General features: G+C 37.3%; 10 protein-coding genes and 1 pseudogene. All 11 read left to right on the top strand.

Going from position 1 to position 11,834, the window contains the following annotated elements:
- A partial coding sequence (locus tag QM911_RS09305) for a glycosyltransferase family 2 protein (protein ID WP_414313824.1) occupies positions 1–756 on the top strand: 756 nt, incomplete at its 5' end.
- Positions 757–846: 90 nt separating this feature from the next.
- Positions 847–1,023 (top strand): annotated as a pseudogene (locus QM911_RS09300) (IS30 family transposase); the annotation flags it as partial.
- 218 nt (positions 1,024–1,241) lie between these two features.
- Positions 1,242–2,459 carry an accessory Sec system protein translocase subunit SecY2 gene (gene secY2, locus QM911_RS09295; protein WP_414313823.1) on the top strand — a complete coding sequence of 406 codons (1,218 nt, stop codon included), beginning with the start codon at positions 1,242–1,244 and terminating at the stop codon, positions 2,457–2,459.
- Positions 2,460–2,468: 9 nt separating this feature from the next.
- On the top strand, positions 2,469–4,049 hold the full coding sequence (asp1, locus tag QM911_RS09290; protein ID WP_414313822.1) for an accessory Sec system protein Asp1: 1,581 nt from the start codon (positions 2,469–2,471) through the stop codon (positions 4,047–4,049).
- Complete coding sequence (gene asp2 / locus QM911_RS09285; RefSeq protein ID WP_414313821.1) at positions 4,033–5,565, top strand: accessory Sec system protein Asp2; 1,533 nt, start codon at positions 4,033–4,035, stop codon at positions 5,563–5,565. Before asp1 ends, asp2 begins: the two co-directional genes overlap by 17 nt.
- A complete protein-coding gene (asp3, locus tag QM911_RS09280) occupies positions 5,562–6,002 on the top strand; it encodes an accessory Sec system protein Asp3 (protein ID WP_414313820.1) in 441 nt (146 codons plus the stop codon). The genes asp2 and asp3 overlap by 4 nt, the downstream gene beginning before the upstream one ends.
- Positions 5,989–8,367, top strand: coding sequence for an accessory Sec system translocase SecA2 (gene secA2, locus QM911_RS09275; protein ID WP_414313819.1), 2,379 nt, complete (start codon positions 5,989–5,991; stop codon positions 8,365–8,367). Before asp3 ends, secA2 begins: the two co-directional genes overlap by 14 nt.
- Positions 8,368–8,379: 12 nt before the next feature.
- Positions 8,380–9,900 (top strand): accessory Sec system glycosyltransferase GtfA, encoded by a 1,521-nt coding sequence (gene gtfA / locus QM911_RS09270; RefSeq protein WP_414313818.1) that lies wholly within the window; start codon positions 8,380–8,382, stop codon positions 9,898–9,900.
- Positions 9,884–11,230 carry an accessory Sec system glycosylation chaperone GtfB gene (gtfB, locus tag QM911_RS09265; protein WP_414313817.1) on the top strand — a complete coding sequence of 449 codons (1,347 nt, stop codon included), beginning with the start codon at positions 9,884–9,886 and terminating at the stop codon, positions 11,228–11,230. The genes gtfA and gtfB overlap by 17 nt, the downstream gene beginning before the upstream one ends.
- Positions 11,223–11,402, top strand: a complete 180-nt coding sequence (gene asp4 / locus QM911_RS09260; protein ID WP_414313816.1) for an accessory Sec system protein Asp4 — start codon at positions 11,223–11,225, stop codon at positions 11,400–11,402. The genes gtfB and asp4 overlap by 8 nt, the downstream gene beginning before the upstream one ends.
- 4 nt (positions 11,403–11,406) lie before the next feature.
- A complete protein-coding gene (gene asp5, locus QM911_RS09255) occupies positions 11,407–11,631 on the top strand; it encodes an accessory Sec system protein Asp5 (RefSeq protein ID WP_414313815.1) in 225 nt (74 codons plus the stop codon).
- Positions 11,632–11,834: the final 203 nt, after the last annotated feature.

Raw genomic sequence — 11,834 nt, 5'->3', positions numbered from 1 at the left:
GATTCTTCAGGAATAATTTGTCAAGAATTTGTGGGATATGATAACCGATGTCGCTATTTTGAAAAGGAGAATGGAGGTCTTTCAGATGCGAGAAATTATGGCTTAGATCGTTCAGAAGGGGAGTATATTACTTTTGTGGACTCGGATGATTTTTTAATGGATAATGCTATAGAAAAATTATATGCAACAGCACTATTAGGAGACTCAGATCTAGTTGTGGGAGCTTATTGTAGATTTGATGAACCAACTTTTCTCTTATATTCAAAAGAAGATTTACCGAGTTTACCTGTTACTTTTGTGGATAAAAGCTTTGCTATGAATCAAATGGACGAACTTACGGACTTCCAATTTATTATGTATTCAACTGCTTGGGGAAAACTGTACAAGCGTAGTTTATTTGAGGAGATTCGTTTTCCTTTTGGAAAATATGCAGAAGATCAGTTTACAACTTGGAAATTATACATGAAGGCTTCTACAATATCTATTTGTAATCATGTTATCTATTCCTATCGTATCAATTATTCAGGCCTATCAAGTAGTTTTAATTTGTCTCATCTGGATTATATTGAAGCACTAGAAGAACGGATTGAGAAGACTAGACATTTAGATGGGATTGATATGGGGAAAACTTATAAAATGTATGACTATGTTTTGAGGCGTATGTTGACAGAATTGTCAAATCATGGATATTTGGAAGAAAAACAAAAATTGGAACATAAAATAGAGTCTTTAAAACTAGATCATATTATTAATTAGAGAATCGTAAACTTTCCCTGAAGTTAAACAAAGAATTTATCCAAAGAATGTAGTTCTGTATTGCCCAGTCCAGCCTCCTATCAATTGTGATTAGAAAATGAGGGTTATGAGATTGATTCAGTGCTATTAACAAGGGTGAAAAATGATTGTTTGTTTATCTTGACTGATTGAAGTAGTGGATCTCAAATTATCCGATTGATTTCAAATAAAAGTGTGGAAACAATCAATCAGACTCTAAAAGTCATCTTAAAACAACAAGAAATTCTTTGATAAAAAACCAACGATATTTACCTTTATTATCTTATAAGCAGATTTTTTCTGCTTTTTTTGTTATAATAATGACATTGAAATTATGTAGGGAAATAACATTTTATACAAAAAACGAGTCGTTTTGTATCATGGTTTTTATGTATTTATAAAGTAAACTAAAGAAACATATATTTTTGATTTTTCTGATGTTTATGTATAGAATGGAAGGAATTGTTATGAAAAATCATTTTTCATCCATAGTTATAAAAAAAGGGTTTGTAACTCTTTTCTTAATTTTTATTTATGTTCTGGGGAGTCGATTAACTCTTCCTTTTATCGATTTGAATAGCAGAGATTTTCTTGGGGGTTCGACGGCTTATTTAGCTTTTTCAACCGCAATTACAGGTGGGAATTTACGGAGCTTGTCAATCTTGTCAGTCGGTCTATCCCCCTGGATGTCGTCGATGATTTTATGGCAAATGTTCTCCTTATCTAAGCGTTTGAATCTTGCCTCTGGTTCGGCTGAGATTCAGGATAGAAGAAAGATGTCTCTCACCTTGATAATTGCCTTGATTCAATCGCTAGCCTTAGCGGTAAATCTACCGATTAAGGACAACTATAATTCATTCTTGGTGCTCATACTCAACACACTTTTACTAATCGCAGGGACTTTCTTTTTGATCTGGCTGTCAGATATTAACTCTACTATGGGGATTGGTGGCTATCTTGCGATCTTAATGACTAGTATGGTTCTCTATCTTCCTCAAGATATCATGGAATCAATACAAAAGCTCGGGATTTCTATGTGGATTATTACACTACTAGGGATAATGGGAATTGTTTTTGCCTATCTTATCGCAATTTTTTATCGTGCTCGTTATCGGATTCCGGTGAATAAAATTGGTCTTCAATCTCGCTTTAAGCGTTATTCTTATTTTGAAATAATGCTGAATCCTGCAGGTGGGATGCCCTTCATGTATGTGATGAGTTTAATTAGCTTACCAACTTACCTATTTCTTTTGCTACAATTAGTTGATCCAGGTAACTCAGTTTATCAACACATAAGTTCCCAATATGCAACGGGGAAACCCTTGTGGATTTATACCTATATAGCGACCTTGTTTATATTTAGTATTGCCTTTGCTTTTGTCAATATTAGTGGGGAACGAGTGGCAGAACGGATGAAAAACTCAGGCGAATACATTTATGGCGTTTATCCAGGTGAGGCCACCAGTAATTTTATCAATAATCTAGTCTTTAGGTTTGCTATTGTAGGTGGTATCTTTAATGTGTTATTTGCTGGTCTACCAATGTTGTTTGTTTTAGTCGATGAACAATTGTTGAGAGTGAGTATGATTCCAGGTTTGTTTATGATTCTAAGTGGTATGATCTTTAACATTAAAGATGAAATCAAAGCACTGAAATTGAACGAAACTTATAAACCACTGATTTAGGAGAGAGTTATGTATTATTTTATTCCAGCTTGGTATGGTAGTCATCGTCAGTGGCATGCAGATATCATCCCTTGGTATCGGTCTTCTTTTAAGTTGGAGTTTGACGATACCTTCAATCAGATTCGTCTGTTAGATAGACAAGAACTGCCGTCAAGCCTTTTGGTTTTAGCCTATCAACCACATCTTCGCTATTTCTTACATCGTCATAGTGTATTAGAGGCTGAAGTATATTCTATTTTTGATGAAATGCAAGATATTACGGATATTTCTCCACAAGTACTGAATATCAGAGATATTGAGTGGGATAAGGACTGTGAATTTATGTACAGTCCTTTCGCTATTGTTATCCACAAAGATGGGAAACGCTATGCCCAAATTGAGCATGGTGTGGAAGGTTTTATTAGTGATATTCAGTATTTTGATGCTCAAGGTCACATGACCAAACACTATATTATGGATGACCGTGGCTTGGTTTCAAGTGTTATTTATTATCAGAACAATCATCCATCTTACCAAGACTATCTAAATACTGAGGGAATTTGGCAGTTCAGAGAGTATTTACAAGAGGATGGTAGGGTAGAGATTAATCCTATTTTTGGCTATCGTTTCAACTCTCTCTATTATAGTGATATGGGGCAGTTGGTGGCTGAATTTTTTGAAAAACGAATCGAGAAGATCAAAGAAGGTAGTGATTGGTTTATTGTCCCATCTGACTCTCGTCATAATGATTTTGTTTTAGACTGTTTGCCTGAAGTAAACCCAAAAATCTTGAGTCTTTTCATCGGTCGTAATCCAAAGGAGACTATGAAAGATCTACTTGAACCTATATCTAAAGTTGATTTGGTTTTAGTTGATAGGGAGGATAGCCTTGAACTTCTACAGAATTTGTATCCAGATAAACTACATCTTTTCAAACATTTATCGCCCTTTGATACTCGTTTAAGATTGGGGGAAAGTCAGACAAAGAAGGAATCCATTATTTATTATCAACTTAATTTTGAAGAAGAATTGGACAAAGAAGGTCTTTTCCAAATCTTATCCTTCCTTGCAGAGACCAAAGACACTGAGGTAATTTTTGGTGCTTTTGCTGCCAATAACGACCAGATGCAGAGAGTAGCAGAGGCAATCCAAGAAATCATAGATGAAAAATTCTCGGCAGAGATTTTTGAGAAAGAAGTCGACTATGAAGGGGCTGAAAATCCTTTGAAGGAAAATGCCCAACAGCAACTCCGCTATAGTCTATTAAATATCAATGATGAATTGGAAATGATGAAGACCTTAGAATATGTTCGATTGATTGTTGATTTAAATCCTCAACCCCACCTATATACTCAAATAGCGGGGATTAGTGCAGGAATTCCTCAGGTGAATCAAGTAGAGACTGCTTATGTTGACCATTTGAAAAATGGCTACCTTCTATCTACTATCACAGAATTTAAGAAAGCAGCCCATTACTATCTAGATACCCTAAAAGAATGGAATCAGTCTCTAATCTACTCAATTGATAAAATCAAGGAACATACAGGTCAAAGGTTTGTAGAAAAACTAGATCAATGGATAGAGGAGAGTACAAATGTCAAAGGATCTTAAAATCCTACAGATAGGGACGGGAAATTGGAAGCATTTTTATGAGATCCCTAAAAGAATGGAATGGTATTATTTTTACCCTAATTCTCCCAAGGCTCTTAAAGAAACGGTAAAAATGGATGAGATTCGCAAGTTCAATGCCATCCTCATCGAAGATGGCCGTTACTTGATTGACCTACTCCCAATCATTAAAATAATCGAGCCCTATACGATTTTCTATAACAAAGAGTTTCAAACAAACAACCCCCTGATTTTGGATTTAATCAAAAAACGCTGTGCCCAAGCAGTTGACTTTTCAAATCCACAGAAATTGTTAAAAGATTTATCCACTTCCTTATTTGGTGGTGGGTACGGAGATAAGATGAAACCAGCTACAATAGAGGTTCATCCCAGTTTTAAAGGGGCTATTTCTTATCAAGGGTTTGAGTATCTACTCTTGGAGGGGGATTTTGGTTCAGAATTTTCTCCAGTAGCTAATTGGAAATACAACTTTGTCTCTTCAACAAAACTTCCAATTGAGTTGTGGCTAGAGTATGAAAAAAGTGAAGGTGTAGAATTTCAGTTTCGTATTCGAAAAATGCCTGAAGGCTCAGTTTCGGAAGTAGTTGAAGACCTAATCTTTACAGAAGAAGACCTGAAAACGGCCCTCATTATGGATCAGGATTACAATTCCTACCTATGTATGTCTATCGAGGCTCGTGGTTTGGGAACCCTAAAATTAGGAAGTCTACACCAACGTTGGAGTCGGAAGTATTTTGGGAAATTTGTTCTCGGTGGTAATATCTTACATGATAACAAGCGTGATGAGATTAACTATTTCTTCCATCCTGGAGATTTTAAACCACCATTGGCTGTCTACTTTTCAGGATTTCGACCTGCTGAGGGATTTGAAGGATACAGAATGATGCAAAATTTCAAGTGCCCTTTCATCTTGTTCTCTGATCCTCGATTAGAGGGAGGAGCTTTTTACCTAGGTAGTGAGGAATTAGAAGAAAAGATTAAGCAAACCATTCGACACTATCAGCAATATTTGGGCTTTGATAAAAAAGATTTGATTTTATCAGGTTTATCAATGGGAACCTTTCCCGCTCTTTACTATGGTTCATTCTTTGAGCCTAAAGGAATCGTTGTAGGTAAACCCTTAGCAAATTTAGGAACAATCGCAAGACGGGGCAGATTGGAAGCACCAGGTGTCTTTCCCACGGGATTTGACGTGCTTCATCATCAAGCTGGAGGAAATAGTCCAGCCCATATGGATGAGTTAGATAACCGTTTTTGGTCTGCCTTCAAACAAGCAGATTTTTCTCAAACAACTTTTGGTTTTTCTTACATGAAGGATGAAGATATGGACAGTCATGCTTATGAACAGCTAGTTACTACACTCTGTCAAACCGAAGCAAAGATTTTATCAAAAGGAACCGTAGGTCGACATAATGATGATACAGGAACCAACGTTACCTGGTTTATCCATTTTTATAACATGATATTACAAGCAGAATTTGGAAGAGGTGAGACATGATTATAAATCAAAGAGAAGATATACTTTGGGGAGATATGGGAGCAACATATATGTATGGAACTCGCCTTCAGTTTTGGAAAGATGGGCATATCAGTCTTTCAAATCCACTACTAGCGCCAGGTGAAGTTCTCAAATCATGGTTTTCAAGCTCGAATTATCAAGGTAGCAGGAGCCAACCCAGTTTACCTCTCTTAAAAGGAAATCATCGCTATCAATTCACTATGAATATGACTTGCTATCCTGAAAATAGCATTTACATCAAGCTAGTTTTTTTGGACCGTTACGAAGAAGTGCTAGAAGAAAAAGTTGAGGAAACCCTATCTTTTTCTTTCGTTTATCCTGAGGATGCTTATACCTATAAAGTTTCTCTCGTTACTGCTGGATTTGAATCACTCGATTTTTATTCTTTCTCAATTAAGGAGTATGATCGTGTTTAATAATTTGTATCAAAATAGAAAACTCAGGAAAGTAAGAGCTACTTTAAAAAAGATCAATGGTCTCAAAGACAAAATGGCAGCTCTTAGCGATGAAGCCTTGGCAGCAAAAACGGTAGAGTTTCGTAAGCGTTTAGCAAAAGGGGAAACCCTAGACGACTTACTTGTTGAAGCTTTTGCAGTTGTACGTGAAGCTGATAAGCGGATCCTAGGGATGTTTCCCTATGATGTTCAGGTTATGGGAGGCATTGTTATTCATCAGGGGAATGTTGCCGAGATGAATACTGGTGAAGGAAAGACTCTAACAGCCACCCTACCTGTTTATCTTAATTCCCTTACAGGAAAGGGAACAATGGTTATTACGACCAATGAATATCTTGCAAAGCGTGATGCGGAAGAAATGGGTCAAGTTTATCGTTTTCTTGGCTTGACAGTAGGAATTCCATTTACAGGTAATCCTCTAAATGAGTATAAATCAAAAGAAAAAAAACTTATTTACGCATCTGATGTTATTTATACTACTAATAGTGCATTAGGTTTTGATTATCTAACTGATAATCTAGCTTCCAGTAGTAAAGATAAGTTTTTACGCCCATTTAACTATGTGATTATTGATGAAATTGACGATATTTTACTGGATAGTGCACAAACACCGCTCATCATTGCGGGGTCTCCTCGTGTTCAGTCCAACTACTATGGTATCATTGATACTTTAGTGACAACTTTGGTTGAAAATGAAGACTATATCTTTAAAGAAGAAAAAGAAGAGATATGGTTGACTACAAAGGGGGCTAAAACTGCCGAAAGATTCCTAGGGATTGATAACTTGTATAAAGAAGAATACGCTACTTACGTACGACATATAGTCTATTCTCTGAGAGCGCATAAGTTGTTTACGAGAGATAAGGAGTATATCATCCGGGATGATGAGATGGTCCTTCTGGATAAAGGAACTGGTCGTTTGATGGAAATGACTAAGCTACAAGGTGGTCTCCATCAGGCTATCGAAGCCAAAGAGCATGTAAAGCTCTCTCCTGAAACACGGGCAATGGCTTCTATCACCTATCAAAGTCTTTTCAAAATGTTTAATAAGATATCAGGAATGACTGGGACTGGGAAAGTTGCAGAGAAGGAATTTTTGGAAACCTATAATATGTCTGTTATCCGAATTCCGACCAACCGTCCCTTACTCAGAAAAGACTATCCAGACAATCTTTATGTAACACTACCAGAAAAGGTTTATGCTTCACTTGAATGTATCAAGGAATACCATCTCAAAGGGAACCCACTGCTAGTTTTTGTCGGATCTGTTGAGATGTCGCATCTCTATTCGTCCCTACTGTTGCGGGAAGGAATCGCCCATAACGTCTTGAATGCTAATAATGCTGCACGTGAGGCTCAAATTGTCTCAGAATCCGGTCAGATGGGAGCTGTGACAGTTGCGACCTCCATGGCAGGTCGAGGAACAGATATTAAATTGGGACCTGGAGTTGCTGAACTAGGTGGCCTAGTAGTTATCGGTACAGAACGAATGGAAAGTCAGCGAATTGATCTGCAAATCAGAGGACGCTCAGGTAGACAAGGCGATCCAGGACTATCGAAGTTTTTTGTATCACTAGAAGATGATGTCATCAAGAAGTTCGGTCCATCTTGGGTTCATAGAATGTACCAAGAGTACAGTGTTGCTGATATTACTCAACCACAAGTCCTTGAGGGAATAAAATATCACCGATTGGTTGATAAAGCTCAAAATGCAAGTGATAGTGCTAGTCGTACAAACAGACAGAGAACACTTGAATACGCTGAAAGTATGAATATCCAGCGCGATCTCATCTATAAGGAAAGAAATCGTTTAATAAATGGAGATAGGGATCTTCGAGATGTATTATCTGAGATGATTGATGAGTATATTGAAACTATTTTATCTGACAATCTAAAAACCAGAGAAGAATTATTTCACTATATTATCACGAATATCAGTTTTAATATCCGAGAATTACCTCTTGATCTAGTCATTGAAGATGAACAAGAGTTGAGAAATTTCTTAATTCAGATCATTAACAATGAGTTAAATGATAAGAAGGCCTTGTTAGAACCTCATGATTTATACGATCAATTTTTGAGGATTTCCATGCTTAAAGCCATTGATGATAACTGGGTCGAACAGGTGGACTATCTGCAACAATTGATGATGGCAATTGGGGGACAAACAGCCAGTCAAACGAATCCTATCGTAGAATACTACCGAGAAGCCTATATGGGATTTGAAACCATGAAAGAGCAGATTCGTTCAGATATGGTACGGAATGTCTTGATGGGATTGGTACAGATGGGACCTAAGGGGGAAATCGTAACCCATTTTCCATAAGAAGGAGAATATATGACAATTTACAATATAAATTTAGGAATTGGCTGGGCCAGCAGTGGTATTGAATATTCCCAAGCTTATCGTGCTGGTATTTTTCGCAGCCTGGATTTACCGTCGAAGTTTATCTTTACAGATATGATTTTAGCAGATAATATCCAACATTTGACAGCTAACATTGGTTTTAAGAATGAAGAAGTTATTTGGCTGTATAATTATTTTACAGATATCAAGATTGCGCCGACCAGTGTGACGGTAGATGATGTGTTGGCTTATTTTGAAGGCGTAGAAAGCCGTCGTGAAAGAAATGGGAAAATTGAACGAATCTTCTTCTCAGATGAAGACAAGTTTATCACTTGTTATTTGGTAGATGAGGAAAAAGATTTCGTCCAACATGTAGAGTATGTATATGCTGGTAATTTAGTTCGCAAAGATTACTTCTCTTACACACGCTACTGTACAGAGTATTTTGCTCCTAAAGACAATGTAGCGACACTCTATCAAAGAACCTTCTACAATGAAGATGGGACTCCAGCTTATGAGATGTTCATGAATCAAGGGACTGAGGAAGTCTACCGTTTCAAGGATCGAATCTTATACGGGAAGCCTGCCTTAATTCGTTATTTCATGCAGACACTTGAGTTAAGTAAATCAGATCTAGTGATTTTGGATCGTGAGACAGGGATTGGTCAGGTGGTCTTTGAAGAAGCGCAGGCGGCGCATCTAGCGGTGGTCGTTCATGCGGAGCATTATAGTGAAAATGCGACCAATGCTGACTATATCTTGTGGAACAACTATTATGACTACCAATTTACAAATGCAGATAAGGTCGATCTCTTCATCGTTTCAACGAATCGTCAAAAGGAAGTCTTAGAGCAACAGTTTGCTCACTATACGACACATGCTCCTAAGATTGTGACCATTCCAGTTGGAAGCATTGATGAATTAACAAAACCACAAGAGAGTCGTAAGCCATTTTCTCTTATTACAGCCTCGCGTCTAGCTAAGGAAAAACACATTGATTGGCTTGTCAAGGCTGTGATTGAAGCTCATAAGGAATTGCCAGAATTAACCTTTGATATCTACGGTAGTGGTGGCGAAGAATCCTTATTGCGACAAATCATTACGACAAATCAAGCGGAGGATTATATCCATCTTAAGGGCCATGCGGATTTGTCTCATATTTACTCTCAATATGAAGTTTATCTAACTGCTTCTACAAGTGAAGGCTTTGGGTTGACACTCATGGAAGCAATTGGTTCGGGCTTGCCATTGATTGGTTTTGATGTTCCTTATGGAAATCAAACCTTCATCGAAGATGGCGAAAATGGATATTTGATTCCAAGCTCATCTGACCATGTCGAAGATGAAATCAAGAAAGCTTATGCAGAAAAGATTTGCCAACTGTATTTGGAAAATCGTTTGGAGGGCATGAGAGAAAAGTCCTACCAGATAGCTGAGAAATTCTTGACTCAAGAGATTCTGGACAAATGGGAAAATACAATCAAGGAGGTAGTGGATGATTCAGTTATTTGATGTATACAATCAAGAAAGCCAAGATTTGCATTATAGTCTGACTGCGGCAGGACTGTCTGATTTGACTGTGGTTATTGAACCAGATGGATTTTTACCAGATGGAGTTGTCTCACCCTTCACCTATTATTTGGGTTATGACAGTGGTAAACCCTCGTACTTTAACCAAGTTCCCGTCCCAGATTTTTGGGAGATTGCTGGTAATAATCAGTTTGGGACTATCAATGACCTTAATCAAGAACGAGCAGTGATTCATTTTGCAGATGGCTTACAGGCTCGTTTGGTGAAAAAAGTCGAATGGAAAACACCAGCAGGCCGCATCTTTCAAGTGGATCACTACAATCGTTTTGGAGCTTGTTTTGCTAAGACTACCTTTGATGCTTCTGGTCAAGCTATTATGACTTCTTATCGGAACGTAGATCAAAAAGAAGTTATTTTGGAAAACCATGTCACAGGTGATATTCTTTTGACCTTGGAAGGTCAAGGATTGCGCCATTTTTCTGGTCGAGTGGCCTTTATTATAGACTTCTTGCAAGGTTTGGAAGTGAATCTTGACCACATTCTCTTTAATAGCTTATCTACATCGTTTTTGACTTCCTTCCATTTTCCAGACAAATCAGGTCAGGATATCCTGGTTTGGCAAGAATCATTGCAGGATCATATTCCAGGAAATATGCAACTAATCTTGGAGAATGACCATCTTCGAGTTAAGACCATTATCATTTCAGATTATGCGACCTATGAACGCGCTCTACAGTTGACAGATGAAAAATTCCATCATAAGTTTAGTCATCTAGGTTATCATTATCACTTTAAGCGCGATAATTTTGTTCGTCCTGATGCCTTGATAGTGACCAATTCGGACCAATTAGAGCAGGTCGAAAAGCTAGTGGAAAGTTTGCCAAAGGTTACTTTCCGTATCGCAGCAGTGACAGAGATGTCATCCAAGTTGTTGGATATGCTTCGCTACCCTAATGTTGTACTCTATCAAAATGCCAGTCCTCAAAAGATTCAGAATCTCTATCAACTATCCGATATCTACTTGGATATCAACTATGGTAATGAACTGCTTCAGGCTGTTCGTCAGGCCTTTGAACACAACCAACTGATCCTAGCCTTTGAAGAAACAGCCCATAATCGCCGCTATACAGCTCCTAATCATATTTTCGCTAAGGAAGCAGTTGACGATATGATTCAAACCATTGAGTTAGCCCTTTCTCATGTCAAAGAGATGGGACGAGCTCTGGTAGACCAAGGGAATCATGCCAATTATGTGAATCCAATCCTGTATCAGGAGCGGATGGAAACCATTTTAGGAGAAAGCCATGGCTAAAAAAGATCTATTTTATCAGGATGTTGAAGGTCGCATGGAAGAGATGAAACAACAACCCATCAAAAAAGAAAAGTCTACACGTGGTGAAAAAATTAGTAAGACCTTTTCTTTCTTAATAGGATTTATCATTTTGATTGGTTTACTATTTACTTTGATAAGACTTTTGAGGTAGTTAAATGACTGAATTATTGATAATTGTAACCATTATGTTAGCTCTTTCCTTAATCATTCTTGTGGCCATTCAACCAAGGCAAACTCAAATCTTTTCTATGGATGCGACTAGTAATATCGGAAAGCCCAGCTATTGGCAAAGCAATACGCTTGTTAAAGTCTTAACCTTACTCGTTAGCTTATCCCTATTTGTGTTGTTGCTTCTCTTTATGGTTTTAACTTTTAACTAATCTTTATCTGTATTGCTAGAACGTTTGATTTTAATAGTGAAGATTTAAAGAAATTTAAGTTTGAGGAGAAAATTTTAAGAAAACTTTTAGGAATCTAGCTTATACTATAAGCATAAGTTAAGAGAAACTTAACTTTAACTCCTAAAAATTTTTCATAACAATCTCCCTATAAAATAAAGTCGCCCAATCAGGCGGCTTATTTT

The organism is Streptococcus infantis (assembly GCF_047460825.1).
Classification (GTDB): Bacteria; Bacillota; Bacilli; order Lactobacillales; family Streptococcaceae; genus Streptococcus; species Streptococcus infantis_V.
Note: the sequence above shows the minus strand (reverse complement) of the source record. Positions and strands in the feature narration are given on the sequence as shown.

What these genes read in the sequence shown, in the direction of transcription:
- gtfB (WP_414313817.1), top strand. Translation starts at nt 9,884, where the DNA reads ATGATTCAGTTATTTGATGTATACAATCAAGAAAGCCAAGATTTGCAT.
- asp5 (WP_414313815.1), top strand. Translation starts at nt 11,407, where the DNA reads ATGACTGAATTATTGATAATTGTAACCATTATGTTAGCTCTTTCCTTA.
- asp1 (WP_414313822.1), top strand. Translation starts at nt 2,469, where the DNA reads ATGTATTATTTTATTCCAGCTTGGTATGGTAGTCATCGTCAGTGGCAT.
- asp2 (WP_414313821.1), top strand. Translation starts at nt 4,033, where the DNA reads ATGTCAAAGGATCTTAAAATCCTACAGATAGGGACGGGAAATTGGAAG.
- secA2 (WP_414313819.1), top strand. Translation starts at nt 5,989, where the DNA reads ATGATCGTGTTTAATAATTTGTATCAAAATAGAAAACTCAGGAAAGTA.
- asp4 (WP_414313816.1), top strand. Translation starts at nt 11,223, where the DNA reads ATGGCTAAAAAAGATCTATTTTATCAGGATGTTGAAGGTCGCATGGAA.
- secY2 (WP_414313823.1), top strand. Translation starts at nt 1,242, where the DNA reads ATGAAAAATCATTTTTCATCCATAGTTATAAAAAAAGGGTTTGTAACT.
- asp3 (WP_414313820.1), top strand. Translation starts at nt 5,562, where the DNA reads ATGATTATAAATCAAAGAGAAGATATACTTTGGGGAGATATGGGAGCA.
- gtfA (WP_414313818.1), top strand. Translation starts at nt 8,380, where the DNA reads ATGACAATTTACAATATAAATTTAGGAATTGGCTGGGCCAGCAGTGGT.